The 25968-nt window shown below is 69.0% G+C and carries 30 protein-coding genes and 1 tRNA gene; 20 read left to right on the top strand and 11 right to left on the bottom strand.

The features are described 5' to 3' along the window. The first annotated feature begins 90 nt into the window (after positions 1-90). Both ASD21_RS19575 and ASD21_RS19570 read left to right on the top strand, forming a co-directional pair. Positions 91-399, top strand: a complete 309-nt coding sequence (locus ASD21_RS19575; protein WP_056445282.1) for an SCP2 sterol-binding domain-containing protein — start codon at positions 91-93, stop codon at positions 397-399. A gap of 3 nt (positions 400-402) precedes the next feature. Continuing rightward, on the top strand, positions 403-1371 hold the full coding sequence (locus ASD21_RS19570) for an alpha/beta fold hydrolase (RefSeq protein WP_056445279.1): 969 nt from the start codon (positions 403-405) through the stop codon (positions 1369-1371). A 63-nt stretch (positions 1372-1434) separates the two neighbouring features. Here ASD21_RS19570 and hisN read toward each other — a convergent pair whose 3' ends face one another. Further along, positions 1435-2271: a histidinol-phosphatase gene (hisN, locus tag ASD21_RS19565; RefSeq protein ID WP_056445276.1), complete on the bottom strand. Its 837-nt coding sequence runs from the start codon at positions 2269-2271 to the stop codon at positions 1435-1437. A gap of 55 nt (positions 2272-2326) precedes the next feature. Beyond that, on the bottom strand, positions 2327-2710 hold the full coding sequence (locus ASD21_RS19560; protein WP_056445273.1) for a helix-turn-helix domain-containing protein: 384 nt from the start codon (positions 2708-2710) through the stop codon (positions 2327-2329). A 139-nt stretch (positions 2711-2849) separates the two neighbouring features. Between ASD21_RS19560 and ASD21_RS19555 the strand changes: the two genes are divergently transcribed. Next, positions 2850-3776, top strand: coding sequence for a lysophospholipid acyltransferase family protein (locus ASD21_RS19555; RefSeq protein WP_056445270.1), 927 nt, complete (start codon positions 2850-2852; stop codon positions 3774-3776). Here the strand turns inward: ASD21_RS19555 and ASD21_RS19550 are convergent. From ASD21_RS19550 to gcrA, 5 genes are all read right to left on the bottom strand, one after another. Further along, positions 3773-4276 carry a response regulator gene (locus ASD21_RS19550; RefSeq protein ID WP_056445267.1) on the bottom strand — a complete coding sequence of 168 codons (504 nt, stop codon included), beginning with the start codon at positions 4274-4276 and terminating at the stop codon, positions 3773-3775. The genes ASD21_RS19555 and ASD21_RS19550 overlap by 4 nt on opposite strands. Positions 4277-4377: 101 nt before the next feature. Then, on the bottom strand, positions 4378-5100 hold the full coding sequence (locus tag ASD21_RS19545; RefSeq protein ID WP_235524921.1) for a M23 family metallopeptidase: 723 nt from the start codon (positions 5098-5100) through the stop codon (positions 4378-4380). Between the two features lie 113 nt (positions 5101-5213). Further along, positions 5214-5435: a DUF2093 domain-containing protein gene (locus ASD21_RS19540; protein WP_056445260.1), complete on the bottom strand. Its 222-nt coding sequence runs from the start codon at positions 5433-5435 to the stop codon at positions 5214-5216. Between the two features lie 58 nt (positions 5436-5493). Next, the gene (gene xseA, locus ASD21_RS19535; RefSeq protein ID WP_056445257.1) at positions 5494-7098 is read right to left on the bottom strand and encodes an exodeoxyribonuclease VII large subunit; all 1605 of its coding nucleotides are present in this window, start codon (positions 7096-7098) and stop codon (positions 5494-5496) included. A 1107-nt stretch (positions 7099-8205) separates the two neighbouring features. Continuing rightward, positions 8206-8724 carry a cell cycle sigma 70 cofactor GcrA gene (gene gcrA / locus ASD21_RS19530; RefSeq protein WP_056445254.1) on the bottom strand — a complete coding sequence of 173 codons (519 nt, stop codon included), beginning with the start codon at positions 8722-8724 and terminating at the stop codon, positions 8206-8208. 350 nt (positions 8725-9074) lie between these two features. Here gcrA and ASD21_RS19525 point away from each other — a divergent pair, with 350 nt between their 5' ends. The 6 genes from ASD21_RS19525 to ASD21_RS19500 all read left to right on the top strand — a co-directional run bounded on the left by ASD21_RS19525 (position 9075) and on the right by ASD21_RS19500 (position 14531). Then, a complete protein-coding gene (locus tag ASD21_RS19525) occupies positions 9075-9896 on the top strand; it encodes an ABC transporter permease (RefSeq protein ID WP_056445251.1) in 822 nt (273 codons plus the stop codon). A 126-nt stretch (positions 9897-10022) separates the two neighbouring features. After that, complete coding sequence (locus ASD21_RS19520) at positions 10023-10733, top strand: transglutaminase-like cysteine peptidase (RefSeq protein WP_056445248.1); 711 nt, start codon at positions 10023-10025, stop codon at positions 10731-10733. A 200-nt stretch (positions 10734-10933) separates the two neighbouring features. After that, the gene (locus ASD21_RS19515) at positions 10934-12151 is read left to right on the top strand and encodes an aspartate aminotransferase family protein (protein ID WP_082554852.1); all 1218 of its coding nucleotides are present in this window, start codon (positions 10934-10936) and stop codon (positions 12149-12151) included. Between the two features lie 70 nt (positions 12152-12221). Beyond that, positions 12222-13157, top strand: a complete 936-nt coding sequence (argF, locus tag ASD21_RS19510) for an ornithine carbamoyltransferase (protein WP_056445242.1) — start codon at positions 12222-12224, stop codon at positions 13155-13157. A gap of 24 nt (positions 13158-13181) precedes the next feature. Beyond that, positions 13182-13421, top strand: coding sequence for a DUF2164 domain-containing protein (locus ASD21_RS19505; protein ID WP_056445239.1), 240 nt, complete (start codon positions 13182-13184; stop codon positions 13419-13421). A 189-nt stretch (positions 13422-13610) separates the two neighbouring features. Then, positions 13611-14531 carry an Hsp33 family molecular chaperone gene (locus ASD21_RS19500; RefSeq protein ID WP_056445236.1) on the top strand — a complete coding sequence of 307 codons (921 nt, stop codon included), beginning with the start codon at positions 13611-13613 and terminating at the stop codon, positions 14529-14531. Positions 14532-14542: 11 nt separating this feature from the next. Here the strand turns inward: ASD21_RS19500 and ASD21_RS19495 are convergent, their stop codons facing one another. The 4 genes from ASD21_RS19495 to metZ form a co-directional block, all read right to left on the bottom strand. Then, positions 14543-15376 carry a hypothetical protein gene (locus ASD21_RS19495; protein ID WP_056445233.1) on the bottom strand — a complete coding sequence of 278 codons (834 nt, stop codon included), beginning with the start codon at positions 15374-15376 and terminating at the stop codon, positions 14543-14545. 33 nt (positions 15377-15409) lie between these two features. Continuing rightward, entirely contained in the window at positions 15410-16957 is a 1548-nt protein-coding gene (locus ASD21_RS19490; RefSeq protein WP_056445231.1) for a hypothetical protein, read from the bottom strand. A 114-nt stretch (positions 16958-17071) separates the two neighbouring features. Then, positions 17072-17536, bottom strand: a complete 465-nt coding sequence (apaG, locus tag ASD21_RS19485; protein WP_056445228.1) for a Co2+/Mg2+ efflux protein ApaG — start codon at positions 17534-17536, stop codon at positions 17072-17074. Beyond that, positions 17517-18701, bottom strand: a complete 1185-nt coding sequence (gene metZ, locus ASD21_RS19480) for an O-succinylhomoserine sulfhydrylase (protein ID WP_056446212.1) — start codon at positions 18699-18701, stop codon at positions 17517-17519. Before metZ ends, apaG begins: the two co-directional genes overlap by 20 nt. A 178-nt stretch (positions 18702-18879) precedes the next feature. Between metZ and ASD21_RS19475 the strand changes: the two genes are divergently transcribed. From ASD21_RS19475 to ASD21_RS19425, 11 genes are all read left to right on the top strand, one after another. Beyond that, a complete protein-coding gene (locus tag ASD21_RS19475) occupies positions 18880-19098 on the top strand; it encodes a hypothetical protein (RefSeq protein WP_056445226.1) in 219 nt (72 codons plus the stop codon). Positions 19099-19173: 75 nt separating this feature from the next. Further along, positions 19174-20193: a 2'-deoxycytidine 5'-triphosphate deaminase gene (locus ASD21_RS19470; protein WP_056445224.1), complete on the top strand. Its 1020-nt coding sequence runs from the start codon at positions 19174-19176 to the stop codon at positions 20191-20193. A gap of 111 nt (positions 20194-20304) precedes the next feature. Beyond that, positions 20305-21171, top strand: a complete 867-nt coding sequence (locus ASD21_RS19465) for a TraB/GumN family protein (RefSeq protein ID WP_235524920.1) — start codon at positions 20305-20307, stop codon at positions 21169-21171. 172 nt (positions 21172-21343) lie between these two features. After that, complete coding sequence (locus ASD21_RS19460) at positions 21344-22219, top strand: kinase (RefSeq protein WP_056445217.1); 876 nt, start codon at positions 21344-21346, stop codon at positions 22217-22219. A 144-nt stretch (positions 22220-22363) separates the two neighbouring features. After that, the gene (locus ASD21_RS19455; protein ID WP_056445215.1) at positions 22364-22654 is read left to right on the top strand and encodes a hypothetical protein; all 291 of its coding nucleotides are present in this window, start codon (positions 22364-22366) and stop codon (positions 22652-22654) included. A gap of 103 nt (positions 22655-22757) precedes the next feature. Next, entirely contained in the window at positions 22758-22985 is a 228-nt protein-coding gene (locus ASD21_RS19450) for a hypothetical protein (RefSeq protein WP_056445213.1), read from the top strand. 3 nt (positions 22986-22988) lie between these two features. Beyond that, positions 22989-23393: a hypothetical protein gene (locus ASD21_RS19445; protein ID WP_056445210.1), complete on the top strand. Its 405-nt coding sequence runs from the start codon at positions 22989-22991 to the stop codon at positions 23391-23393. Then, positions 23390-23584, top strand: a complete 195-nt coding sequence (locus tag ASD21_RS19440) for a helix-turn-helix transcriptional regulator (RefSeq protein WP_056445207.1) — start codon at positions 23390-23392, stop codon at positions 23582-23584. Before ASD21_RS19445 ends, ASD21_RS19440 begins: the two co-directional genes overlap by 4 nt. A gap of 143 nt (positions 23585-23727) precedes the next feature. Beyond that, complete coding sequence (locus tag ASD21_RS19435; RefSeq protein ID WP_056445204.1) at positions 23728-24639, top strand: alpha/beta fold hydrolase; 912 nt, start codon at positions 23728-23730, stop codon at positions 24637-24639. 144 nt (positions 24640-24783) lie between these two features. Beyond that, entirely contained in the window at positions 24784-25668 is an 885-nt protein-coding gene (locus ASD21_RS19430; RefSeq protein WP_056445201.1) for a TraB/GumN family protein, read from the top strand. A gap of 156 nt (positions 25669-25824) precedes the next feature. Continuing rightward, positions 25825-25899: transfer RNA gene (locus tag ASD21_RS19425), tRNA-Gly, on the top strand. Positions 25900-25968 lie beyond the last annotated feature (69 nt).

Genomic DNA, 25968 nt, shown 5'->3' with positions numbered 1-25968 from the left:
CCGCCGGCGCGTCTGAACAGTGTTTACTCGCCGCGATCCAGCGGCCAGTCTGCCGCCCAGAATCCACGCGCCACAGAGGGAGAAGCGCTTATGGCTACGTTGCAGGAAATCACCGATCGCATCAAAGCCGCCGTCGGCGACGACAGCGGCCTGGGCAAGAGCCTGAAGTTCGACCTGAAGGAAACCGGCGTCATCCACATCGACGGCGGCTCGGTGACCAACGAGGACAAGCCGGCCGACCTGACCATGACCCTGTCGCTGGACGACCTGCTGGCCATCGGCGCCGGCTCGCTGGACCCGACCATGGCGGTGATGACCGGCAAGCTGAAGCTGTCGGACATGGGCACGGCCATGGCCCTGCAGTCGAAGATGGCGGCCCTCTTCGCGAAGATGCGCTGATCCATGGCGGATGCGGCGCCGCTGGTCTCGATTCCCGAGGCGCCCGTTCCCGATCATGGAAAGGCCGAATGGTTCAGCGGCGCGGACGGGGCGACCCTCCGCGCCGCTCTATTTTCGCCGCCTGAGGTCTCAAAGGGCGGCGAGGCGCGCGGCTCGGTGGTGGTCAGCCCCGGCCGCAGCGAGCCGATCGAGAAGTATTTCGAGGTCGTGCAGGACCTGCTGGACCGCGGCTTCGTCGTGCTGGTCCATGACTGGCGGGGGCAGGGGCTTTCGCACCGTGCTCTGCCCGATCGGCTGAAGGGCCACGCGACCGGGTTCAAGGAATTCCTCGGCGACCACCAGGCGTTGCTGGCCGCGTTCGAGACGCGGCTGCCCAAGCCCTGGATCGCGGTCGGGCACTCGATGGGCGGCAGCCTGATCATGCTGGCCCTGGCCATGGGCGAGACCCGTTTCGCCGCGGCCGTGCTGTCGGCGCCGATGCTGGGTCTCAACACCGGCCGCAGGCCGGCGGGCGGGGCGAGGGCTCTGGCGTGGCTGATGAGCCGCTCGCGATACAAGGGCGACTACGTTCTGGGCGACGTGGGAGACCCGTTCGTCCAGAGCTTCCCCAAGGACGCCCTGACCCACGACGCCGCCCGCTACGCCCGCCACCGGGCCCAGATCAACGCCAATCCCGACATCGCCTTGGGCGGCATCACCTGGGGCTGGACCGACTTCGCCTTCTCGACCTGCGCTTTCCTACGGCGCACCCGGGGCGTCGAGGCCATATCGATCCCGGTGACCATCGTCGGAGCGGGGCAGGACAGCCGTGTCCTGGTCGCCGACGAGAGGGCGATCGCCGGCCGCATGCCGAAGGGCCGCTATGTCGAGATCCCCGACGCCTTCCACGAGATCCTGATCGAGACCGACGACCGCCGGGCGAAGTTCTGGGCGGCGTTCGACGAAACGGTGGACCCGGTCGCGCCGCGATAATCCACAATCACCGCCGTCGTTCTCGGAACACGCCCTGGGATGATCGGCGTTGGAGGCGCGGCGCTACTTCGCCGACCGCCGCAAGGACACCAGCGCCTCGTCCAGGCAGCGGCGGTCGCCGGAGATCACCATCTGGCCGCCGTTGGGACCGATCGGTTCGCCGCGCCAGTTGGCGACGATCCCGCCGGCGCCCTCGATCAGGGGAATGGCCGCCTCGATGTCCCAGGACTTCAGGCCGGCCTCGATGACCATGTCCATCTTACCCATGGCGACCATGGCGTAGGCGTAAGCGTCGCAGCCCAGGCGGGCCAGCTTGGCGGCGGCGCGCACCTGGCGCCAGGCGCCCAGTTCAGCCCCGTCGAAACAGGCTTCGGGATCGGTGGTGGCGATGACGGCGTCGGTCAGGTCGGCGCATTCGCGCACCTGGATCGGCCGGCTATGGCCTCGCGACATCAGGCGCGAACCGGCGGCCGAGCCGATGAAAATCTCGCCCGTATAGGGCTGGCCGATCGAGCCCAGCACCGGACGCCCCTGATGGCGCAGGCCGATCAGGGTGGTCCACAGCGGCAGGCCCGAGATGAAGGCGCGCGTGCCGTCGATCGGGTCCAGCACCCAGACGAACTCGGCGTCGGGTCGGTCTTCGCCGTACTCCTCGCCGATCACCCCGTGTTCGGGATAGCGTTCGGCGATCAGCTGGCGGATCGCCGCCTCGGCGCCGCGATCGGCTTCCGTCACCGGATCGAAGGCGGCGTGGCTGTCGCGCGGCAGGTTCTTGCCGGCGCCCTTGTCTTCCAACCCGTGGTCGGTCCGGAACAGCGGCAGGATCGCCGCCGCCGAAGCGCGGTTGAGGTCAACGACGAAGGCGTCGAGCTGAGCGAGGTGATCGGCGGCGAGGGTCATGGGCGAGGATTTAGCCCGCCCTTCGACTCGACGCCACCGTTCGCGATTTCTGAACCTAGGCTTCGATCGCCTCGCCGCCGTTCAGCGACTTGGCCAAGTCCAACAGGCGCCGACGCGGACGCTCGCCCAGCAGGTAGTAGGCGCGGACTAGGTCCAGCGTCTCCTTGCGGGCGAACATCTCGCCGCCCTCGGCCTCGGCGTTGGCTTCCTTCGCCGCACGGTCCGACAGGCCGTCGTAGAAGTAGCCGACCGGGACCTCCAGCGCCTCGGACAGCTGCCAGAGGCGAGCGGCCGAGATGCGGTTGGCGCCGCATTCATATTTCTGGATCTGCTGGAAGCGCACCCCGACGGTGCCGGCCAGCTGTTGTTGAGTCAGGCCCAGGAGACGGCGGCGACGCCGCAATCGCTTGCCCAGATAGACATCAATGTCGTTGCCCATGATGACGCCCCGATTTCATGTTCCCGTCCCGAAACGGAACGGCCTGGGGTGACATCCGCAAGTCGCGTGCCGGGCGAACCACGCGAGTCGACACACGCTGCGAGTCCCACTCATCCGCGAAGCAGGCTACTAAGGGTTCATGTCGGATAAGCGTCGGCCTTTGGGCCAGGATCTTCTATGGCGCGCGGAAGCGCTGGGTTTTGACCTCTTCATCGGGGTGGTGCGCCTGCTGGGCGTCGACGCCGCTTCGGCGTTCGGCGGTTGGCTGGGCCGCACCGTCGGTCCGCTGAGCGGCGCGCACAAGGTGGCGGCGCGCAATCTCACGCTGGCCTTTCCGGACAAGGACGAAGCCTGGCGGGCGGCCATGCTCAAGGCGCAATGGGACGGCCTGGGCCGCACCTTCGCCGAGTTCCCGCTGATGGACAAAATCCTGCCGTCCACGGGCCGGGTCGAGGTGGTCAATCAGCAGCGCCTGTTCCAGATCGCCGCCGACAAGGTTCCCGTGGTCTTCGTTTCGGGACACCTGTCGAACTGGGAGGTGATGCCCGCGGCCATCGTCGATTCCGGGGTCACCTGCGAGATGACCTATCGCGCGGCCAACAATCCGTATGTCGACGACCGCATCAAGGCCAGCCGCTTCCGCTACGGCGTGCGGCTGTTCGCCCCCAAGGGCGGCGACGGGGCGCGGGAGCTGCTCGAGGCCATGAAGCGCGGCGTTTCCGTGGCGCTGATGAACGATCAGAAGTTCAACACCGGCGTCGAGGGCCTATTCTTCGGCCATCCGGTGCGCACGGCGCCGGGACCCTCGCGCCTGGCGATCCGCTTTGGCACGGTGCTGCAGCCGATGTCGGTGCAGCGCACCAAGGGCGCGCGCTTCCGGGCGGTGGTCCACGATCCGATCGTTCTGCCCGACACCGGCGATCGCACCGCCGACATCGAGGCGGGCGTGAAGCTGGTCAACGCCTTCATGGAGGACCGCATCCGTGAGCGACCCGAGGAATGGTTCTGGGTCCATCGGCGCTGGCCGAACGAGGTCTACGCGGCGCTGGCGGCGGGCGAGGCCTAGAGCTCCAGCATCCGCTCGTGGCGGCGCCGGCGCGGACCGTCGTACTTCGGGTCGTCGCGACGACGCCGGCAGGGGCCGAAATAGTCGTCGGTGCGGATGAACGGCCGGGGCTTGAAGATCACCGCGTCGATGCGGTCCAGCAGCGAGCGGGCGGTGACCGGCTTGACGACGATCTCGGTGACCCCGGCGTCGCGGGCCTCGAGCACCCGGTGCCGTTCGGCGAAGCCGGTCAGCATGATGATCGGCAGGAACGGGTCCGGGCTGTCGGGCGAGCGGCGGACCAGCTGGGTGAACTGCACGCCGTCCAGGGGCGACATCCGGAAGTCGACGATGGCGATGTCGATCTGACGTTCGCGAACGACCTGCAGGGCTTCGGCGCCGTCCATGGCCTCGAACACGTGCCGCACGCCGACGCCCTTGAGGATCGTCGAGACGATCGCCCGCATGTGATGGTTGTCGTCCACCAGCAGAAATCGCAGCTGATCGAGCGTCGCGGACATGCGGGACTGGCCTCCATCACGACAAGGGGGATGGCGGGCATACTGTAGAGCTAACGGGCTGTCGATCCCCTTAGGGGGGAATCGACCCAACAAATTTCGACCTAGGCGTGTGGTTGCGGTACCCCGACCATCAGGGAGGGGTCGAGGTTCCGGTCGCGCCACTTCATGCGCCAGCACAGGTGCGGACCGGTGGCGCGGCCCGCCTGGCCGACCGCGCCGATCAGCTGGCCCTGAGCCACCGCCTGGCCGGCGGCCACGTCGACGCGCGAGAGGTGCAGATAGGCGGTGATCAGGCCCTGGCCGTGGTCGATCAGGATCAGCCCGCCTTCGAAGTGCAGGCCGGTCTCGGCGAAGCTGACGACGCCGGCGGCCGGGGCCACGACCGGCGTCCCGACCGGGGCGGCCAGGTCGACGCCGTAGTGCGGGCGCTTGGCCTCGCCGTTCAGGATGCGCTGGCCGCCAAAGCTGGACGAGCGGCGCGTGGCCTGGACGGGCCAGATGAAGCCGGTGCGGAAGAAGTCGCCGTCCAGCCGGCTGGCGAAGCCGACGCTCTTGCGCGCCCCCTCGGCGGCGATGCGGGCCAGCAGGGCCGGATCGCTGGGCGAGACCTGGTCGGCGGCCAGGCCGTCGATGCGCTGGATGTCGAAGGTCCCCGGCGCGATGGTCGCCTGGTGGCTGGCCGAGCCGTCGGCGGTCTCCACCGTGATCAGGGCCGGGGGCGGGGCGTCGCGGTCGAAGCCGATCACGAACCAGCCGTCGGCCGAGGCCTGGGTGACCGGCGCGCCGTTCAGCAGCACGCTGGCGTGGGGCGCGGTGCGGCCCACGACCGCGCCGCCCTGCACGAAACGGCCAGACAGGGTCAGGCCCGGCGCGGCGGCGCGGGCGATGGTCGGGAAGCCTAGGGCGGCGGTCAGGCCGGCGAGCGCCCCCCGCCGGTTCAGCCCCGGCTCTCCCGCCAGCGCTTCAGGGCCTCGGCCGGACCCGCATAGGCTTCCTGCAACTCCGGGCTCCAGTAGCGCAGGTTCTCCAGCGACACCTTGGCGCCGGTGACCGCGCACAGCACGTAGTGGCCGGGGCTCATGATGGCGAACTCGCCGTCGCCATAATGCAGCACGGCCGGGCCGCCGGATTTGCCGAGATTGGGATCGAACGCGTTCATAGGACTCTTTTACGCCAGTTGAGGTCGGGGGAACAGGTGGGCGGCCCAGCGATGCGCGTCAAAACAAGCTCCCCTGATCGGATGGAGGCGGCGGCGCTTTCGGCTTGGGCGCCGGACGCGGCGCGGCCCCAGCCTGGGATAAGGGGGCGGCGGGAGGGACGGGCGTCGATCCCTCGCCGTCGATCACCGCGTCGCGCTCGCCGGCCTTGAACTTTAGGCTGACGCGCTCGCCGCTGGTCAGCTCGGCGGCCGAGCGGGCGATCGACCCGTCAGCTCTGTGCACCAGGGCGAAGCCCAGCTCCAGCGGCCGCTCGGGATTGAGTGACACCCGCAGCTTGTCCAGGCTGACCAGACGGTCGGTGTCGCGCTCCAGCCGTCGCCGGACCACGGCGTTCAGCCGCTCCTGCAGCGCGGGCAGGCGAGCGTGCTGGGCCACGCGCTCGGGAACGCGACGGGCGGCCAGGTCCAGCCGCCGGCCCAGGTCCTCGACCCGGCGGCCGCAGTCGGCGCGCTGGCGGTGCAGGGTGTCGGGCGACAGGCGGGCGGTGACCTTCAGCAGGTCGCGGGCGTGGATGTCGGTGTTGCGCTGCAGGGCCGCGTCGAGACGGGCGGCGGTCTCCTTGAACCGGCGCTCGGCCGGGGCGGTCAGGTCGTCGAGGCGAGGCAGGCCGCGCACCGCCAGGTCCAGGCGCTGCTGGGCCAGGGCCAGCAGGTCGGCGGGGCGGGGCAGGCCGCGCGCGGCGCTGACCAGGCGGGTGCGCCGCTCCTCGATCGCCCGGCCGCCGCAGTTGTTCAGGCGGCGGTCGTAGTCGCTGACCAGGGCCCGCAGCTCGGCCAGCACCGGCGTGGCCATCTCGGCGGCGGCGGTGGGGGTGGGCGCGCGACGGTCGGAGACGAAGTCGATCAGGGTGGTGTCGGTCTCGTGGCCGACGGCCGAGATCAGCGGGATGGTTCCCTCGACCACGGCGCGGGCCAGGGCCTCGTCGTTGAAGGCCCACAGGTCCTCGACCGAGCCGCCGCCGCGGGCGACGATCAGGACGTCGGGACGCGGCACGGGACCACCCGGCGCGATGGCGTTGAAGCCTCGGATCGCGGCGCTGACCTGGCCGGCGGCGGCGTCGCCCTGCACCACGCAGGGCCAGACCAGCACCTGGCAGGGCCAGCGGTCGCGGATGCGGTGCAGGATGTCGCGGATCACCGCCCCGGTCGGGCTGGTGATCACCCCGACCACGGCCGGCATCGAGGGCAGGGGCCGCTTGCGCTCCGGGGCGAACAACCCCTCGGCGGCCAGCTTGGCCTTCAGCCGCTCCAGCTGGGCGAGCAGGGCGCCGACGCCGGCGGCCTCCATGGTCTCGATGACGATCTGGTAGCGCGACCCGGCCGGATAGGTGGTGATCTTGCCGGTGACGATGACCTCCAGCCCGTGCTCGGGCCGGATCTGCAGTTGACGGACATTGCCCTTCCAGACCACGCCGTCGATGGCGGCCTTGTCGTCCTTGATGGTCAGGTAGACGTGGCCGTTGGAGTGGTGGGTGACCTTCGACAGTTCGCCGCGCAGCCGCACGAAGCTGTACCGGTCTTCCAGCGTGCGCTTCAGGGCGAAGGCCAGTTCCGAGACGGAATAGGCCTGAGCGTTGGAATCAGGGGCGACGGTGTCGGTCATGGGGTTCTAGATAGGACGGATTGGGGTGGCGTGTGAAATGGGTGGGCGTTCGTGCGGCGACCACTTGCCCCCTACGGACCGCTTCGCGTCGTCTTCCCCCGGAGGGGGAAGAGGTTCGGTGCGCGCGTCCTCCGCCCCCTGTGGGGGCGGACAGACCGCGAAGCGGTCAGGTGGGGGCAAGTGTTCGCGGGCACAGCTTCGCAGGCTCACGCGATCTCTCGCTGAGGTGATGGAAAGGGACGCGGAGCGCCGGACACCGTCCGGAGTGTTTGAGTAGTAACCGTTTCGACGAAGCCAGACGCTCCGCGCGGTCGTTATCCGGAAGCCCGCGACGCTGAGCCCTGTTAGAGCCTCGCCGCCTTGAAGCCTCCGACGGGCGGGCCAGGTCAACGACACCCGGTCCCGGACCGCGAGCCTTTCACAGCCCGCCTGCGGCGCCATCGACCCCCGCGCCCGACCGTTTCCGTGTTCCGGGCTCGGCGAGCATCTCGCGAACGCGAGGTTGGTCTGTCCCTACACACGCGAACAGCCCATCGATGACGCGACCCGCTCGATCGCCCCCCGCCGCCGCATCGGTCGCTGGCCATGCGCCCTTTCCCTGCGTCGAGGTGAGATAAGGATACGGGCGTTCTGGAGGGTGAGGACCAAATCGGGTCGAGAAAGTTCAGGGCGTTGAAATCGCTGGGCTTCGTTCGCTATTCGAGCGTACACGCCAAAAACCCTCTCCCAGAGGGAGAGGGCGGGGCCCGCCGCGCAGCGGTGGGAGGGTGAGGGGGTACTGAGTTCGACGGCGCGCCGGCAGGGCCGTCGGAGCGAAACCGGATAGGGCGTCACCCCTCTCCCTCCCACGCCTGCGGCGCGGGTCCCTCCCTCTCCCCTCCGGGAGAGGGTGAAGGAAGGGCTGTCCCCCGACCGCCCCCAAAACGCAAAAATCCCGGAAGGCCCCTCGACCATCCGGGATCTTTTCCAGTTCTCGCCGTGAGGCCGAAACCCTGCAGCGCCTTCGTCCCGCGGATTTGGGGCGCGAGGATCTCTACCGCCGACCCGGCATCCCGCGTCCGGAAGCCCGCGCTTCCTGGAACGAGGGCGGCCCCACGGGCATGAGAACTAGATGTAGCGGCGCAGGGAGCGGGCCAGTTCGGTGGCCCCGGCCTTCTTCTTGGTCTGTTGCGGCTGGTAGGCGATGCGGGCGTGCTCGCCGCAATAGGGGCCTTCCGACGACCGGCGGCCGCAGAAGGTGAAGCCATCGGTCGACGGATCGCCGATCGGCCACTTGCACATGTGGGCGCCCAGGGTCAGCACGGTGGCCGAGCCCGGCTCCTCGGCGCGGAACGCCGGGACCGACGGCTGCTGGGCCACGCTCGGGAGAGCGGCCGGCTCGGCGGCGATCACCCGGCGCGGGGCCGAGGGCATGGTCGTGGCGGCCGGACGCGCCGGACGCGGCGCCTTGAAGGCCGGACGCGCCGGCTGCGAGGGGGCCGCGCGGCCCGACAGGCCGAGGCGGTGAACCTTGCCGATCACCGCGTTGCGCGTGACGCCGCCGAGCTGTTTGGCGATCTGGCTGGCCGAAAGGCCGTCCAGCCAAAGCTTCTTCAAGGTGGTGACCCGTTCGTCAGTCCAGCTCATTGACCCATCTCCGCCTAAAAAAGAGTCCGAAACGGGTTTCCCCGACTCGTCTCGGCCTCTACATGTGGTGTGCAGAGCGCCCCGCCGGCGCCTGACCTACCACATAGTGTAAAGAATGCGTTAAAACGCACAATAGGCTGTAAGGACTTCGTCCACAGGAACTATATATTGATTCTGCCGGAGCCCGCTTGCGCGGCGTCGGCGCCGGGCGCACATCCTGGGGCGGGGCAGCCGACGCGGCCGCCGGTTTCGGTGCCCGCCACGCTCCAAGTGTTTGATTTAGAACCTTTTTAAGTGCTTCAATCGCCCTTGAAGCCGTGGGGTTCAGGCGTTTCAGGATCCAAGGGCCCATGAAAGACGTGACGAACGCCGTCATCCCGCCGCAGCCGCGCGACTACCACGGCTGGAACTGGAGCGGGTTCTTCACTCTGTATCAGCGCGAGATCCGCCGCTTCTGGAAGGTCGGCACACAGACGGTCGCCGCCCCGGTGGTGACGACCCTGCTCTACATGCTGGTGTTCGTGGTCGCCGTGGGCGGCAGCCGGCCGGCGGTGGGCGGGGTGACCTTCGGCCATTTCGTGGCCCCCGGCCTGATCATGATGGCCATCCTCAACAACGCCTTCGCCAATTCGTCCTCGTCGCTGATCCAGGCCAAGATGATGGGCCTGACGCCCGACTTCCTGACGCCGCCCCTGACGCCGCTGGAGCAGGTCTCGGCGTTCGGCCTGGGCGCGGCGACGCGCGGCATCGTGGTCGGGGCGGTCACCGCCCTGGTGATCGGCGTGCTGCCGGGCGCGGGCCTGCAGATCGCCCACCCCTGGGCGATCGTCTATTTCGCGGTCGGCGCCTCGATCATTCTGGGCCTGGCCGGCGTGCTGGCGGGCCTGTGGGCCGAGAAGTTCGACCAGCTGGCGGCGGTGACCAACTTCCTGATCATGCCGATGACCTTCCTGTCGGGCACCTTCTACCTGGTCGACCGCCTGCCCGAGCCGTTCCGTTCGGCCAGCCATTTCAACCCGTTCTTCTATCTGATCGACGGCTTCCGCTACGGCTTCATCGGCCACGCCGACGGCTCGGTGATGATCGGAGTGGTGGTCACCGCGGTTCTGTCGGTGGGGATGTTCCTGTGGTGCTGGGCGCTGTTCCGGACCGGGTACCGGCTGAAGACCTGACGGCCGCCGCCTTCGACGTCGGGGGCTAGGGTATTTTCGCCCGGCCCTGGGGGGCTTGCCTGATGGCGGCCCGGCGGGCGCCTCCGCCAGGATGGGCGCATGCTCTGGAAAAGATCCCGAGGCGGCATGATCGCAAGGCTTCCGGTGGCCGTCGCCGTGATCGCCCTGGCGTGCGCCGCCGCGCCGCCCGACGGCAATCGCCTGGAGGGTAACCGGCTCGGGCGCTTCACGATCACCAAGACCGACCACCCTCCGGACGTGCTCGCGCGCCGAGACGGGTTGGTCCACGCCGCGCTGCTGACGAACACCGTGCTCGAGAAGGGCGACATCAAGGAGGTTCGATCCTATCGCGATTTCTTGCGCAAGACGGCCCGGCTGAGCTCCAAGTTCGATCAACTGACGGCGGTCAACGACTATGTCGCCCAGCATGTCAGGGTCGTCGCCGACTCCAACCTCTACAAGGGTAACGACGTCTGGGCGCCGCCGATCAACACGCTGATCCTGGGCGGCGATTGCGAGGACATCGCCCTGTTGAAGAGCTGGGGGCTGAGATATATCGGGTTTCCTCCGAAGGACCTGTTTCTGGTCGTCGGCGTGAGCTCGAACGTCAAGCCGCCCGAGGGACATGCGGTCCTGGTCGCGCGTCTGCCGGACGGGACGTTCTTCATGCTCGACAACACCGACCGGCGCGTCGTGCCTTTCGGCCAGGTCACGTCGTTCGAGCCCGCCTACGCGGTCAACAGCCTGGGCTATTGGGACGTGGACGATCCGAACCGATCGTATGGCGATTTCTGGCGGCAGGCGTTCCAGACCTCGGCCGCCCGAAACGCCCGCTAGGCCGATGTTCGCGGGCCGCAAACCATCCGAGGGCGTGGCCTGAAGGCCATGGGACCGCAAACAGTGCGGCTCAGCCATCCCTGACACCCAAAATTCACGCCCGGTTTGTTGACAGGGCGGGCTTACGCGCCGACAACCCTTGGCCTTCCGGTCCCCGTGCTTTTGAGCACGGGGGCTTCTTTCCTTTTTGGGAGGCCGTCTTGAGCACGTCGACGTCGTCTAACCCCGCGCAACACCACATCATGGGCGTCTACAACCGCGCCCCGCTGGCGTTCGAGCGAGGCCGAGGCGCGCGCCTGTTCTCGACCGATGGCGAAGAGTATCTGGACTGCGTGGCCGGCATCGCCACCGACGGCCTGGGCCACGCCCACCCCGTGCTGGTCGAGGCGCTGAAGACCCAGGGCGAGAAGCTCTGGCACGTCTCCAACATCTACCGGATCCCCGAGCAGGAAGCGCTGGCCGACAAGCTGTGCGCCAACAGCTTCGCCGACGTGGTGTTCTTCACCAATTCGGGCACCGAGGCGATCGAGTGCGCGCTGAAGACCGCCCGCAAGTATCATACGGCCAACGGCCAGCCGGAGCGGGTCGAGATCTTCGGGTTCGACGGTTCGTTCCACGGCCGCTCGTACGCGGCGGTCAACGCCTCGGGCAATCCCAGCTATGTCGAGGGCTTCGGCCCGCGCCTGCCGGGCTACACCCAGCTGACCTTCGGCGACGCCGACGCGATCAAGGCGGCCTGCGCCTCGCCGACCACGGCGGCGATCATCATCGAGCCGGTGCAGGGCGAAGGCGGCGCCCGCGCGCTGACCGAGGCCCAGCTGAACGAGCTGCGCCAGCTGACCCGCGATAACGGCGTGCTGCTGATCTATGACGAGGTGCAATGCGGCATGGGCCGGACCGGCAAGCTGTTCGCCTACGAGTGGGCCAGCGACGCCGCGCCGGACATCATGTGCGTGGCGAAAGCCCTGGGCGGCGGCTTCCCGGTCGGCGCGTGCCTGGCCACCGCCGCGGCGGCCAAGGGCATGACCGTGGGCGTCCACGGCTCGACCTTCGGCGGCAACCCCCTGGCCATGGCCGTGGGCAAGGCGGCGTTCGACACGATCAACACGCCCGAGATCCTCGACAACGTGAAGACCGTGGCCGGCTACTTCACCCAGCAGCTGAACGGCCTGAAGGACCGCTTCCCGGACGTCATCGTCGACATCCGCGGCAAGGGCTTCCTGATCGGCATCAAGCTGATCCCGAACAATCGCGATTTCATGGTCCTGGCCCGCGACGAGAAGCTGCTGATCGCCGGCGGCGGCGACAACTGCGTGCGCCTGCTGCCGCCGCTGAACCTGACGATCGAGGAAGCGTCCGAGGCCATCGCCAAGCTCGAAAAGGCCTGCGAGGCCGCCCGGGCCAAGGCGGCCGCCTAAGCCGCTCGACCCGACCTATTGAACCGCTCGTTCCGGCTTACGCCGGGGCGGGCGGGCAGGGGGATTTGCAATGACACAGCCCAGACACTTCATCGACCTGTGGAAGCTGGACGGCCCCACGCTGCGCGCCATGCTGGAAGACGCCAAGGCCCGCAAGGCCGCCCGCGTCGGCTGGGGGAAGGGCCGCGTCGACGCCGACGCGCCGGCCAAGGACCGCGTGCTGGCGATGATCTTCCAGAAGAACTCGACCCGCACCCGTTTCTCGTTCGACGCGGCGATCCGCCAACTGGGCGGCAGCGGCATCATCTCGACCGCGGCCGACATGCAGCTGGGTCGGGGCGAGACCATCGAGGACACCGCCAAGGTGCTGTCGCGGATGGTCGACGCGGTGATGATCCGCGCCAACAGCCACGCCGACGTCGAGCGCTTCGCCCAGGTCTCGACCGTGCCGGTGATCAACGGCCTGACCGACAAGAGCCACCCGTGCCAGATCATGGCCGACCTGCTGACCATCGAGGAGCATCGCGGCGACGTCGGCGGCAAGACCATCGCCTGGGTCGGCGACGGCAACAATGTCTGCTCCAGCTTCATCCACGCCGCGCCGCTGCTGGGCTTCAAGCTGAACATCGCCTGCCCGGCGATCTATCACCCCGACCTGGTGGACCTGGCCCGCGCCCAGGAGCTGCGGGCCCAGATCACCCTGACCGACGACCCCAGGGCGGCCGTGCGCGGCGCCGACGTGGTCGTGGCCGACACCTGGGTGTCGATGGGCGACACCGACCATGACGAGCGCCTGGCCGCGCTGGAGCCCTATCAGGTCGACGACGCCCTGATGGACCTGTCGGCCCCCGACGGCGTCTTCCTGCACTGCCTGCCGGCCCACCGCGGCGAGGAGGTCACCGACAGCGTGCTGGACGGCCCGCGCTCGCTGGCCTGGGACGAGGCGGAGAACCGCATCCACGCCCAGAAGTCGGTGCTGGCCTGGTGCTTCGGGGCGATCGGCTGACGCACGGGACAGGGAGACCGGCCGATGGCCAAGATCGAGTTCAACAAGCAGAAACGCGACGCCTTGCTCGACAAGCTGACGCGCTATCTGGACCGCGAGCTCGACTGCGAGGCCAGCCCCCTGCAGGTCGGGTTCCTGCTGGACTTCATCTCCGAGCAGATGGGGCCGTACTACTACAATCAGGGCGTCCAGGACGCCCAGCAGCTGTTCCGCGACAAGCTGGAAGACGCCGTCTACGAGATCGAGAAGCCGTTCGTGGATTGAGGGGATGGTGGCTCACCCACTTGCCCCCACCTGACCGCTTCGCGGTCTGTCCGCCCCCATGGGGGGCGGAGGACGAGCGCGGCTCCTCTTCCCCCTCCGGGGGAAGACGGTCGCGACGCGACCCGTAGGGGGCAAGTGATCGCCGCACCCCCCTCGCATTTTCCCCGCAAGCGACTATCTAGCCTCCCCATGACCGACATCGCCGCCCAGACCGCCCTCGGGGACGCCCCCGACGACCTCGTTTCCGCTTTCCAGATCGAAGGCCTGCCCGTGCGCGGCCGGGCCGTGCGCCTGGGCGCGGCGGTCGACGAGGTGCTGACCCGCCACGACTATCCCGAGCCCGTCGCCAACCTGCTGGGCGAGGCCTGCGCCCTGGCCGCCCTGGTCGGCTCCAGCCTGAAGTTCGAGGGCCGGCTGATCGTCCAGGCCCAGGGCGACGGCCCGGTGCGCTATGTCGTGGTCGACTACGACACCACCGGGGCCCTGCGCGGCTATTGCCGGTTCGATCCCGACGAGGTGGCCAAGGTCTCGCAGGGCTTCGTGCGCCCGGGCGCCCGCACCCTGCTGGGCGGCGGCGCCTTCATGATGACCGTCGACCAGGGGCCGGACATGGACCGCTACCAGGGCATCACCCCGATCGAGGGCGAGACCCTGGCCCTGTGCGCCGAGCAGTACTTCGCTCAGTCCGAACAGACCCCGACCCGGGTGCGCCTGGCCGTCGGCCAGGTCGATACGGGCGAGGGGCCGACCTGGCGCGCCGGCGGCATCCTGATCCAGGCGATCGCCGGCGACGAGACGCGAGGCGAGACCGAGGAGGCCTGGACCCACGTCCGCGCCCTGTTCGAGACCACCGGCGAGGACGAGCTGATCGACCCCACCGTGCCGACCACGCTGCTGCTGTGGCGGCTGTTCAACGAGGACGGCGTGCGCCTGCTCGAGGAAAAGCCCCTGCGCGCCTTCTGCCGCTGCTCGGAAGACCGCATCGGCGCGATGCTGGGTTCGTTCACGGCCGAGGAAATCGCCGACATGATCGAGCCCGACGGCAAGATCCACGTGACGTGCGAGTACTGCTCGCGGGCCTATGCGCTGGAGCCGACGGCGGCGGGCTGAAGCGGGCGGCCTTACCGGCCCAGCGCGATGGCGCGGAACTTCGAACTCGCGCGATAGAAGACAGCGGGCTGGGCGTTGTCGCGAAGCAGGGCGTGGTTGTAGATCGTGTAGGTTTTCAACGCGCCCCGTCCGAAACCGACGCGCAGCCGGCCCGTGACCAGTCCGCTGACCGCGCCGGGCGGCTGGAACGGCTGGGTCCATGCGACCTCGCCCGCCAGCGCGGCGGCCGATCGCTGGGGCAGGGGCCTGCCCGTGACGTCGAAGGCGGCGGAGGCGGTCACCAGGGCGCCGCGCGCGGCCACCAAGCTGGGCAAGAACTGGGGCGGCGCGATGGGTCTGGGCGGTGTGACCGGCGTGGCGACCTGCCATTGAGAGCCGGACTCGAGCGTGAAGTTCCCACGGGAGTCGCAATAGATCAGCCCGGTCGGACCGAAGACGTTCGTGTTCATGACCTTGGCCAGGGCGTAGAGCAGCTGCGCGCCCTCGACGCCGGCCCCAATCTCGACGCCATAGAGATAGAGCCCGCTGAACCGCCCGCTCAGGGGCTGGAGGAGCGGCGCCCAGACGTTCTGGTTGTCGAGGCCGATGTACTGCTTATCCGTACCCAGCGATCCGCCGGCGCCGGTGGCGATGACGCCCATGCTCCCATGCCCGACCAGTGAAGCCGTGGTCGGTGACGACGTCCTTGTCGCGCACGCCAGGAGATTGGCGGCGGCGGCCTGGATGTTCGAGTGGGCGCCGGCGGTCGGCGTGCCGGCGCGGGCGTTGTCCAGATAGCCGTCGGGCGTGGTAGCGTCGATCGACACGCAGCCGGACAGGGGCGCGGTCAGGGTAGGCGGGGTCATGGCGATCTCCGAGGTTGCCGCGGGCGCGTTGGGTCAGACGTAGGCGACTGAAAAATCGCCCTCGGCGTTCTCGGTGACAGTGGCCGCCGTCTGCGATCGATCCGTGAAATCGACCGTGGCGAGGTTCACGTCCTTGGGCGGAACGATCACCTGGCCCGGCGCATACTCGCCTTCCTCGACGATGAAACGAGGAGGCTCGTGGTCGGCGTCCTCGACGGTGTAGGTGAAGCTGTCCCAGTCGCCGTCGGTGACGTTCTCTAAGGTGGCCCAAACGTTGGTGTAGACCGGAACCTGGCCGCCTGACGCCGTCGCGGGCGCCTGGAAGACGACATAGCTCTTGTTCGAGCCGCTCTGATTGAGCACCTGGATCGTGTAGGTCGTCGACACTCGCGGTTCCCCCGCGATCGCCATTTCAGTGACCTGACCGTCGATATCGAGCGTCGCCTTGGCCGGCGCCGCCTGGCCGGGCAGCAGGCGGTGGACGATGGTGGCCGTCGTCCCGCGTTGGCCGCCGACCTCGTGGACCACCGGTTCGCCGACCGCCAGAGGCTGGCCCGCGGCGTCGACCACGGCGACCTTCACCGCCGTCGGGTCCAGTCGCGGCGAGCCGTCCCTGCGGGCGATCAGCACATGAACCTCGGAAACGCCGCTGGCGAGATTTGCGCTCTGGCGCACGCCGACCAGCCGGTCGCTGGACTGGAAACCCTGGGGCTCGTCCGGCATCAGGGGCCGCGGCGCGACGGTCTGGCCGCTCACCGTCCAGGTGTGGGAGGCCAGCGTCACGCCGGCGGCCGTGTCGACCAGCGAGCCCTGGAATCGCAGGTCAATGACGTAGGTGTTGCCGGGCGCCATGTTCCTGAACCCAGGTTGGTCATACATCGCGAACTGCGGGCCCGTCGCCTGGTCCGGGCTGTAGCGGCTCGAAGCGGTGGGCGGGCAGGCCCTGTGGCCGTAGGCCGAGCACCCGGGGGGCGGGCATCCGTCCTCCCGCAAGACGTCCGGCGACATGAGCGTGGATTCGCAAAGACGGTGGGCCACGACCGTGCCGTCGACCGAGAACCGCCCCATGATCAGCTGGCGATATTCGCCGTTCGCGCAACCGCCGCCGGCGCTGTTGGTGAAGGCGGCGACAACGTTGAAGGGCGCGACGAAGTTGTCGCCCTGAAGGGTCGGGGCCAGATTGCCGACGGGGGTGACGAACGACGAATAGCCGAGCGTCGTGGCGGCGGCGACCGACAGCGCGCCGTCGAAGCCGTGGACGATGGTGGTCGGCGCCGTCGGGCTGGCCGAGAAGTCGATATGAGGTCCGACCTGGGCGTCGCCGGCGTCGACCGCCAGACGGAACCGGCCCGGCGCGGCGCTGGGCGGAGCGCGGAACAGCAGGGCGCATAGCTTGCCGAGCAGACTGGGCGTCCTGGGCGCCGGCGGTGTGAAGCTCACCTCGGCCGCGCCGCCCGCCGCGATCGTCTGGCGCACGCTCCAACCCGCCAGGACGGCGGCGCCCGTCGGTGGGGCTTGAAACGCGACATAGGTCTTCGTCTGGTCGCTGCTGTTCAGGATCTTGATGGTGTAGGTGGCCACAACTCTTCCCCCGTCTGGCGGCAGGGTCTCGCAATCGGCCGAGCTTCGCAACCGAAAGGCGCGGTCTCGCCATCCACCATCCTGAGCGGCGATTTGGCGGGGAAGGAAGGCGGCCTAGTTGTAGCGCCGCGCCGCGCCCGGCAGGTGCAACGAGAACTCCGGGATCTCGGCGTCGAACACCTCGCCGGCCTCGGTCATCATCTGGAAGTGGCCGCTCATGGTCCCCGACGCGGTCGGCAGCGGGCAGTTGGAGACATAGCGGAACGCCTCGCGCGGCCGCAGTTCCGGCTGCTCGCCGACCACGCCCGAGCCCTCGACCGCGCTGACCCGGTTGAGGCCGTCGGTGATCGTCCAGGATCGGGCGACCAGTTGCACGGTCTCGACGCCGTGGTTCTCGATCTCGACCGTGTAGCCCCACATCCACAGCCCTTCCTCGGGCGCGGACTCTTCGGGCTGGTAGACCGGCGCGACGCGCACGACGACGTCGCGCGTGCGCGCTTCATAGATGCCCGCATCGGCGCCGCGCCGGCGGCGGATCCGCTTCAGGGGCGGAGAGGATTCACGCCTGATCGAGCGCACGGGTCACGTCTCGGGTCAGATCCGCGAGGCTTTCCAGCCCGACCGACAGGCGCACGCCGCCCTCGACCACGCCCAGCGACGGACGCATCTCTTCGGGCACCGAGCGGTGGGTGGTGGTCGGCGGGTGGGTGGCCATCGACTTGGCGTCGCCCAGATTGTTGGAGATGTCGACGATCTCCAGCGCATTGAGGAACTTGAACGCCGCCTCGCGCGAGCCCAGGTCCAGGGCCAGCACCGTGCCGCCGCCGCTCATCTGCGACTTGGCGATGTTGTGGCCCGGATGGTCGGCGCGGAACGGGTAGAGCACCTGCTTGACCGCCTTGTGCTCGGCCACGATGTCGGCCAGGGCCGCGGCGGTGTCGTTCTGGCGGCGCACGCGCAGGTCCAGGGTCTCCAGGCCCTTGACCAGGACCCAGGCGTTGAACGGCGACAGCGACGGGCCGGTGTGGCGCAGGGGGTCGCGGTAGAATTCCTCGTTGATCGCCTCGGTGGTCAGGATCGCCCCGCCCAGCACCCGGCCCTGGCCGTCGATGTGTTTGGTGGCCGAATAGACCACGATGTCGGCGCCCAGCGTCAGCGGCTGCTGGAAGATCGGGGTGGCGAAGACGTTGTCGACGATGACCTTGGCGCCGACCGCGTGGGCCATTTCCGACACCGCGCGGATGTCGGTGATCTCCAGCACGGGATTGGACGGGGTCTCGATCAGCACCGCCTTGGTGTTGGGGCGGATCGCCGCCTCCCAGGCCTTGGGATCGGTGGCGTCGACGAAGGTCGTCTCCACGCCGAAGCGCGGCAGCCATTCGGCGATCAGCCAGCGGCACGAACCGAACAGGGCGCGGCCGGCCACCACGTGGTCGCCGGCCCGGACCAGACCCATCAGGGCCATGTGGACCGAGGCCATGCCGGTGGCCTGGGCGCGGCACACCTCCGCGCCCTCCAGGAGCGCCAGGCGGTCCTCGAACATCTTCACGGTCGGATTGTTGAACCGCGAATAGACGAAGCCCGGGTCCTCGCCGGAGAACCGGCGGTCGGCGCCCTCGGCGCTGTCATAGGTGAAGCCCTGGGTCAGGTAGAGGGCCTCGGCGGTCTCCATGTACTGCGAGCGCGCCAGACCGCCGCGGATCAGCTTGGTCGCGACGTCCCAGTCTTTTGGATTCTCGGCCACGGCCACCTCGCTGACACTCGAAAAGGGCGCGCATGAAAGGTACAGGGCGGGGGTGGGTCAAGCCAACAATTGTCCTACGTGACAAAGGTTTCCTGCGGCAGAGCTCTGGTGGAACCGCGCGGACGTGGTTAACCTCCCGCGCGAGAACTCAAGGTCGGGGGCCCGTTGGGAGATTTCCATGACGCTGACGCTCGTTTTCCGTGTCTTCGCCGCTTTGCTCGCCATCTTCGGCGCGCTGAACATCCTGCTGCTGATCCTGTCGGACCGGGTGGTGGCGTTCTTTCCGGTGCAGTTCCACGCGGTCAACACCCTGACCGAGGCCACGGCCCTGTTCGGGGTGGGGGCGGGCGTCTACCTGCTGGCCAGCGCGCAGAGCGCCAAGAAAGCCCACCACTAGAAAAGCTCGCCGAGAGATCGGGGGAAACGCGGTGACCGCTTGCTTCGGCGCGATGCTTTAGCGAGTGTCGCCCCGATGACCGACGCCCATGCCGCGGGGATTCTGCCCTGCCAATCCATCGAGGACCTGATCGCGCAAGAGGCGATCACCTCGCAAACCCCGTTCGACACCGACCAGGTGCAGCCGGCCAGCCTCGACCTGCGCCTGGGCGCGCGGTGCTGGCGGGTGCGCGCCTCGTTCCTGCCCGGCGTGGCCCGCCGCGTGCCCGAGCGTCTGAAGGACGTGGCGATGCACGAGCTGGACCTGACCAAGGGCGCGGTGCTGGAGAAGGGCTGCGTCTACATCGCCGAGATCCAGGAGCGCCTGGCCCTGCCGGGCAATATCGCCGCGCGGGGCAACCCCAAGAGCTCGACCGGACGGGTCGACGTCTTCGTCCGTCTGCTGAGCGACCACTCCAAGGCCTTCGACGACATCGAGGCCGGCTATGAGGGGCCGCTCTATATAGAGATCGCGCCGCAGACCTTCTCGGTGCTGGTGCGGTCCGGCACACGGCTGAACCAGCTGCGCCTCAAGCGCGGCGAGCCGGCCAAGCTGGCGATCAAGAGCGTCGGGGTCGACCTGACCTCGGGCGTCGTCGGCTTCCGCGGCCGTCGCCATGCCGGGGTCGTCGACCTGGACCACGAGGACGGCCACGATCCGCGCGACTTCTGGGAGCCGCTGGAGACCCGCCACGGCGAACTGCTGCTGGATCCGGGCGAGTTCTACATCCTGGCCTCGAAGGAGGACATCCAGATCCCGGTGCTGGAAGCCGCCGAGATGACCCCGATCGATCCGTCGGTCGGCGAGTTCCGGGTGCACTACGCCGGCTTCTTCGACCCTGGCTTCGGCACCGAGGAGGCCGGGGCGGTCGGCTCCAAGGGCGTGCTCGAGGTGCGCAGCCACGAGACGCCCTTCCTGCTGGAGGACGGCCAGATCGTCGCCCGGCTGGTCTACGAGCCCCTGACCGCGCGGCCCGAGCGGCTCTATGGCGAGGGCGGGTCGCACTACCAGCGCCAGGGGCTGAAATTGTCCAAGCATTTCAAGGCGTGGCGTTAGGTCGCAACGACCGGCGCTTCCCCGATTAACCGGTGTCTTCGTACGCTGGGCTCCTGTTGAGTCCGGGCGTCAGGGGGCGTTGTGTCGAGCTTGGGTGCGTATCGAAGGGCGTTGGCGGCCTGTCTGGCGACGGGCCTGGCGGTCTGCGCCCTGGCTTGCGCCTCGGCCGCGTACGCCGCCCCCGCCATGTGGGAAGTGCGCGACCACGACACCCGCATCTATCTGTTCGGCGCCATGCACGTGCTGCAGCCGAACGTGAAGTGGCGCACCCGGGCCTTCGACCGCGCCTACGCCCAGGCCGACAAGGTCTGGTTCGAGACCCGGGCCGACGCCGATCCGGCCGAGGTCCAGGCCCTGGTCGACCGCTATGGCGTGGATCCCGAACGTCCGCTGAGCGAAAAACTGCCGCCGCGCACGGTCGCCACGCTGAAGGCGGCGCTGGAGCGGGACGGCGGCTCGCTGGACCGCGTCGACCGCCTGCGTCCCTGGGCGGCGGCGATGATGCTGTCGGTGCTGCCGATGACCCAGAAGGGCGCTTCGGTGCGGGCCGGGGCCGACGCCGCGGTCACCCGCCAGGCCCGCGCCGCCGACAAGCCGATCGCCACCTTCGAGACCCTGGAGCAGCAGATCCAGCTGTTCGCCGCCCTGCCCGAGGCGGTCGAGGTGCAGTACCTGGACGACGTGGCGTCCGAGACCCTGTCGCCGCCGCGCAACGGCGTGGCCTTGCAGGCGGCCTGGCTGCACGGGGACATGGCCAAGCTTGGCCCGCTGGTGGTCGATGTGATGAAGCGCGACCGGCCGGCGCTGTACGACGCCTTGCTCAAGCGGCGCAACGAGGCGTGGGCGCAGGCGCTGGTCGCCGAGATGGACAGGCCCGGCGTCGAGCTGGTCGCGGTCGGCGCCCTGCACATGGCGGGCGAGGACGGCCTGCCGGCCCTGATGGCGGCGCGCGGGTTCCAGGTCCGGCGGGTGCAGTAATGTCTTTCCTTCTCCCCTTGCGGGAGAAGGTGGCCTCGCGAAGCGAGGTCGGATGAGGGGTCTATCAAACCTTTCACTCCATGCTCTTGCGGCGACGTCCAACGCCGTGCGACCCCTCATCCGCCAGCTTCGCTGACACCTTCTCCCGCAAGGGGAGAAGGGAGGGGGATGAATGACGATCGATCCAACCTGGCTGGCCGCGTTCCTGCGCGAGGAGAACCTCCCCGCCGACTTCGCCGCCGAGATCGAACGGCTGCACGCGCCCCTGGCCGCCCGGATCGCGGCCGTGGCCATGGGGCCGGCCTTCGTGGTCGGGATCTGCGGTCCGCAGGGCTCGGGCAAGTCGACGACCGTCCGCGTCGTGGCCGCGCTGCTGGCGGCGCGGGGGCTGAAGGTGGCGACCCTGTCGCTGGACGACCTCTACCTGCCGCGCGCCGACCGCGAGGCCCTGGCCCGCGACGTGCATCCGCTGCTGCGCACGCGCGGCGTTCCGGGAACCCACGACGTCGCCCTGGGCCTGGCGGTGCTGGACGGCCTGGCCGGGGCGGGCGAGACGGCGCTGCCGCGCTTCGACAAGGCGAGCGACGACCGAGCGGCTATCGAGACCTGGCCGCTGGTCGCCGGTCCCGTCGATGTCGTGCTGTTCGAGGGCTGGTGCGTCGGGGCCCGTCCCGAGCCGCCCGAGGCGCTGGCCGCGCCGGTCAACGCCCTGGAGCGCGAACGCGATCCGGACGGGACCTGGCGGACCCATGTCAACGCCGCCCTGGCCGGACCCTACCGCGCCCTGTTCGCCCGCCTCGACCTGCTGGTGCTGTTCACCGCGCCCGATTTCGAGACCGTGCTGACCTGGCGGCGCGAGCAGGAGGCCAAGCTGCGGCGGCGGCTGGCCGAAGCCGGGCAGGGGGCGGGCCTGGCCATGAGCGAGGAGGAGGTCGCCGTCTTCGTCCAGCACTACGAGCGCCTGACCCGCCACATCCTGCGCGAAATGCCCGCCCGCGCCGACCTCATAGTGGCGCTGGACAAGGACCGCCGTTCGTCGATCACCTGACGGGGCGCCGGGTCGGCCATTCGGTCGCGCGGCACGGCGTCGCACTAGATGTGGTGTGGCCCCATTTCCACCTCCACCAATGCTAGTTTCGCTTTGTCGGCGAAACGACTCACCGAGTCGCCGGCGCAGTGGAGCTTTTGGATCATGAACGCACTCTTCGGCGGGCCCTATTCGACCCACGCCAAGCGCGTCTCGATCTGGAACCGGGCCGCCCCGATCCCGGGTTGCGACAAGGCGATCTGGCGCTGCGACGACCAGGGACGGATCATCCGCTGGTCCGACTACGACGACCGCTTCTCGCGCTACGGCTGGACGATCCTGCGCGAGCGCCGTGAAGGCCGGCTGGCCCAAACCCTTCGTCCCTCCGCGGCCAAACCTGTTCATGTCAGCCAGGCCGACCGGTTCGACGCCGCGCCCCTGCACAAGGCCGCCTGACACGGCGCTATGTCGCCTCTCCTTGATTTTTTGACAAGCTCGCTTGACACGACTTCGCCGATATAAGACAAGCGTCCTTGTCAACAAGACGAGGAGCCTTGTCATGTACAACGAATTTGAAGACCGGATCGCCAAGGCCGCCCTGGCCGGATCCATGGCCGCCGGCGGCGTCGCGATCGCCGTCTTCCTGCTGACCGGCGAGGTGGCGCTGAACGCCGCGGCCTCGACCCTGGACCTGGTGTTCGCGCCGCCCTCGCTGGCAATGGGCGTCCTGCTGGCCGCCGGCCTGCTCAAGCTGGCTGCTCGCCGGTTGAGCTGGTCGCGGAGCTAGACCATGGCCAAGAAGAAGATGAGTCCGGCCATGCGGCGCTACCTGATCCGGTTCTTCCCGGCCATGACCGCCTATATGGGCGTGCTGTACGCCTCGCTGTGGTGGATCCGCCACCAGGCGCCGGAAGGCCCGCTGCTCTGGGCCCTGGGCATCGCGCCCGCCCTGCCGGTCATCGCGGTGATCGTCATCATGGGCCTGTACCTGGCCGAGGAGCAGGACGAGTTCGTGCGCTCCACCCTGGTCCAGGCGATGCTTTGGGGCATGGGCGTCACCCTGGCCGGCTGCACCGCCTGGGGTTTCCTGGAGAACGTCGAACTCCTGCCGCACGTGCCGCTCTACCTGGTCTTCCCGCTCTTCTGCTGCTCGATGGGCCTGGCCCAACCTCTGGTGCGTTGGAGGTATCGGTGAAGAACCGCCTCAAGGTCCTGCGGGCCGAGCGTGACTGGAGCCAGGCCGACCTGGCCGACCGGCTGGAGGTCTCGCGCCAGACCGTCAACGCCCTGGAGACGGGCAAGTACGACCCCAGCCTGCCCCTGGCCTTCAAGCTCGCCCGCCTGTTCGGCCTGCCGATCGAGACCATCTTCCAGGATGAAGCCTGACCTCACGCGCCCGGCGCGATGTCGGCCGCCAGGTGATCGTCACCGCATCCGATCCACCGACAACCACCTCCGCCAAACCAACCATCCATCCGTCGGCGCGCCGCCGAAGCCTTCCGCGCGCCCGTAGCCAAGGAGCTCCGATCATGATCTGCCGTCGTCCTTCCTTTCACCTGATGGTCGTCCTGCTGGCCATCCTGGCCGCCATCGGCGTGTTCGGCCCCGTCCACGCCGCCTCGGTCGCCGTCCCGTCGGCCGCCGCGCCCCGCTTCACCGTCGAGGTGACGGGGCAGGGGCCCGACGTGATCCTGATCCCGGGTCTGGCCTCGTCGGCCGCGGTCTGGGACGACACCGTCAAGCAACTGCGGAGCCGCTATCGGCTGCACGTGATCCAGATCGCCGGGTTCGCCGGCGCGCCGGTCGGGGCCAACGCCGAGGGGCCGGTCATCCAGCCGTCGGTCGACGCCCTGGACAGCTACATCAAGTCCGCCCAGCTGAAGTCGCCGGCCGTGATCGGCCACTCGATGGGCGGCCTGATGGGCCTGATGCTGGCCCGCCAGCACCCCGAGGACGTGGGCCGCCTGATGGTCGTCGACAGCCTGCCCTTCTACGCCGTGCTGTTCTCGCCCGCCGCCACGGTCGAGAGCGTCAAGCCCCAGGCCGCCGCGATGCGCGACATGGCCGAGAATTCGCCGCCCGAGGCCTGGGCCGCCGGCCAGGCCCGGACCATGACCCGCCTGGTCAAGTCGCCGACCGGCCTGAAGTCGGCCACCGAAGCGTCCGTCGCCTCCAATCCCTCGGTGACCGGCCGCGCGCTCTATGACGATCTGACCACCGACCTGCGCGGCGAGATCGCCGCGATCAAGACCCCGACGGTGATGCTCTATCCCTGGGACGAGGCGACCGGCGCGCCCCAGTCGGCGTACGACGCCCTCTACACCGGCGCCTACGCCCCGATGACCTCGGCCAAGGTCAAGCGCATCGACGGCTCGCTGCACTTCATCATGCTGGACCAGCCGGCCGCCTTCGCCGCCGAGGTGGAGAGCTTCCTGCGCTAGAGCATTTTCAAGCGAAGCGGATTCCGGTTCGCGTGAAGAAAATGCGTCAAAACAAGGAACTAGCGCCCCGACCTGATGCGATCAGGTCGGGAGAGGCTCCAGGTCGGCTTGCCAGGGCCGGGGCCGGACCGGAACAGTGGCGGCATGATGATTCTGCTCGGCCGCGTCCGCCGCTTCGCCCTCGCCCTCATCGCCTTCGCGGCGATGGGGGCGAGCCCCGTTCTGGCCGAGCCCGCCCTGTGGGCGATCAAGGACAAGGATTCGACCATCTATCTGTTCGGCACGGTCCACGTGCTGCGGCCGACGACCCAGTGGCGCTCGCCCAGGATCGCCAAGGCCTTCCAGGACGCCGATGACCTGGTCATGGAGATCGAGCAGCCGGAGGACGCGGCGACGACGCGGGCCCTGATGCTAAAATACGGCGTGGATCCGACCTCGCCCCTGTCGAGCAAGCTCAAGCCGGAGTCCTACGCCAAGCTGCGGGCCGCCGCCCAGGGCATGGGCTTTCCGCCCCAGGCCCTGGATGTCATGCGGCCCTGGCTGGCGGCGCTGACGGTGTCGCTGACCCCGCTGACGCGGGCGGGCTACGACCCCGAGAGCGGCGTCGAGAGGCTGCTGAGCGCCCAGGCCAAGGCCGCGGGCAAGCCGATCTCGGCCTTCGAGACCATGGAGCAGCAGGTGCGCTTCTTCGCCGACATGACACCGGCCCAGGAGACCCAGCTGCTGGAATCCACCCTGGACGAGATCGACGACGGCCCGGCCAAGATCGACGCCCTGGTCACCGCCTGGGCGGCGGGCGACCAAGGTGAGCTGAGGCGCCAGATGGTCGACGAGATGCGGAGCGACTATCCCGACGTCTACAAGCTGCTGCTGGTCGACCGGAACAAGGATTGGGCCAGGCAACTGAAGACCAAGCTGGCCGGCTCGGGCGTCAGCTTCGTGGCGGTCGGCGCGGGGCACCTGGCGGGGCCGGACAGCCTGCAGGTCCAGCTGAAGGCGTTGGGAATCAAGGCCAAGCCGGTGGAGTAGGGGCTCGCGCGAGCCGTGGTTCCGACCCGCGCCGAGAGGCCCGAACCACCGCTTCGGGGCCGGTCCACAGGCGTCGTCGACGCATGGCCTTGAGAAGACAAGCCAGACCGGCTAGACGAACTCAGCGCTTGGACGGCGCGACTTTCTCCGTCCAACGCGGGCGTAGCTCAGAGGTAGAGCGTCTGCTTCCCAAGCAGAATGTCGTGGGTTCGATTCCCATCGCCCGCTCCAGACGCACCGCGTCTCTCACCTGGAAATTGCAGCACTGACCGCAAGGGTCGGGGTTTGTCCCGTTTTGGC

This window comes from Caulobacter sp. Root1455 (assembly GCF_001426905.1).
In the GTDB taxonomy this organism is placed as follows: Bacteria; Pseudomonadota; Alphaproteobacteria; order Caulobacterales; family Caulobacteraceae; genus Caulobacter.
Note: the sequence above shows the minus strand (reverse complement) of the source record. Positions and strands in the feature narration are given on the sequence as shown.

Excerpts from the sequence above, each read along its gene's own strand:
- ASD21_RS19575 (WP_056445282.1), top strand. The coding sequence starts at position 91 with ATGGCTACGTTGCAGGAAATCACCGATCGCATCAAAGCCGCCGTCGGC.
- ASD21_RS19570 (WP_056445279.1), top strand. The coding sequence starts at position 403 with ATGGCGGATGCGGCGCCGCTGGTCTCGATTCCCGAGGCGCCCGTTCCC.
- hisN (WP_056445276.1), bottom strand. The coding sequence starts at position 2,271 with ATGACCCTCGCCGCCGATCACCTCGCTCAGCTCGACGCCTTCGTCGTT.
- ASD21_RS19560 (WP_056445273.1), bottom strand. The coding sequence starts at position 2,710 with ATGGGCAACGACATTGATGTCTATCTGGGCAAGCGATTGCGGCGTCGC.
- ASD21_RS19555 (WP_056445270.1), top strand. The coding sequence starts at position 2,850 with ATGTCGGATAAGCGTCGGCCTTTGGGCCAGGATCTTCTATGGCGCGCG.
- ASD21_RS19550 (WP_056445267.1), bottom strand. The coding sequence starts at position 4,276 with ATGTCCGCGACGCTCGATCAGCTGCGATTTCTGCTGGTGGACGACAAC.
- ASD21_RS19540 (WP_056445260.1), bottom strand. The coding sequence starts at position 5,435 with ATGAACGCGTTCGATCCCAATCTCGGCAAATCCGGCGGCCCGGCCGTG.
- xseA (WP_056445257.1), bottom strand. The coding sequence starts at position 7,098 with ATGACCGACACCGTCGCCCCTGATTCCAACGCTCAGGCCTATTCCGTC.
- gcrA (WP_056445254.1), bottom strand. The coding sequence starts at position 8,724 with ATGAGCTGGACTGACGAACGGGTCACCACCTTGAAGAAGCTTTGGCTG.
- ASD21_RS19525 (WP_056445251.1), top strand. The coding sequence starts at position 9,075 with ATGAAAGACGTGACGAACGCCGTCATCCCGCCGCAGCCGCGCGACTAC.
- ASD21_RS19520 (WP_056445248.1), top strand. The coding sequence starts at position 10,023 with ATGATCGCAAGGCTTCCGGTGGCCGTCGCCGTGATCGCCCTGGCGTGC.
- argF (WP_056445242.1), top strand. The coding sequence starts at position 12,222 with ATGACACAGCCCAGACACTTCATCGACCTGTGGAAGCTGGACGGCCCC.
- ASD21_RS19505 (WP_056445239.1), top strand. The coding sequence starts at position 13,182 with ATGGCCAAGATCGAGTTCAACAAGCAGAAACGCGACGCCTTGCTCGAC.
- ASD21_RS19500 (WP_056445236.1), top strand. The coding sequence starts at position 13,611 with ATGACCGACATCGCCGCCCAGACCGCCCTCGGGGACGCCCCCGACGAC.
- ASD21_RS19495 (WP_056445233.1), bottom strand. The coding sequence starts at position 15,376 with ATGACCCCGCCTACCCTGACCGCGCCCCTGTCCGGCTGCGTGTCGATC.
- ASD21_RS19475 (WP_056445226.1), top strand. The coding sequence starts at position 18,880 with ATGACGCTGACGCTCGTTTTCCGTGTCTTCGCCGCTTTGCTCGCCATC.
- ASD21_RS19470 (WP_056445224.1), top strand. The coding sequence starts at position 19,174 with ATGACCGACGCCCATGCCGCGGGGATTCTGCCCTGCCAATCCATCGAG.
- ASD21_RS19460 (WP_056445217.1), top strand. The coding sequence starts at position 21,344 with ATGACGATCGATCCAACCTGGCTGGCCGCGTTCCTGCGCGAGGAGAAC.
- ASD21_RS19455 (WP_056445215.1), top strand. The coding sequence starts at position 22,364 with ATGAACGCACTCTTCGGCGGGCCCTATTCGACCCACGCCAAGCGCGTC.
- ASD21_RS19450 (WP_056445213.1), top strand. The coding sequence starts at position 22,758 with ATGTACAACGAATTTGAAGACCGGATCGCCAAGGCCGCCCTGGCCGGA.
- ASD21_RS19445 (WP_056445210.1), top strand. The coding sequence starts at position 22,989 with ATGGCCAAGAAGAAGATGAGTCCGGCCATGCGGCGCTACCTGATCCGG.
- ASD21_RS19435 (WP_056445204.1), top strand. The coding sequence starts at position 23,728 with ATGATCTGCCGTCGTCCTTCCTTTCACCTGATGGTCGTCCTGCTGGCC.
- ASD21_RS19430 (WP_056445201.1), top strand. The coding sequence starts at position 24,784 with ATGATGATTCTGCTCGGCCGCGTCCGCCGCTTCGCCCTCGCCCTCATC.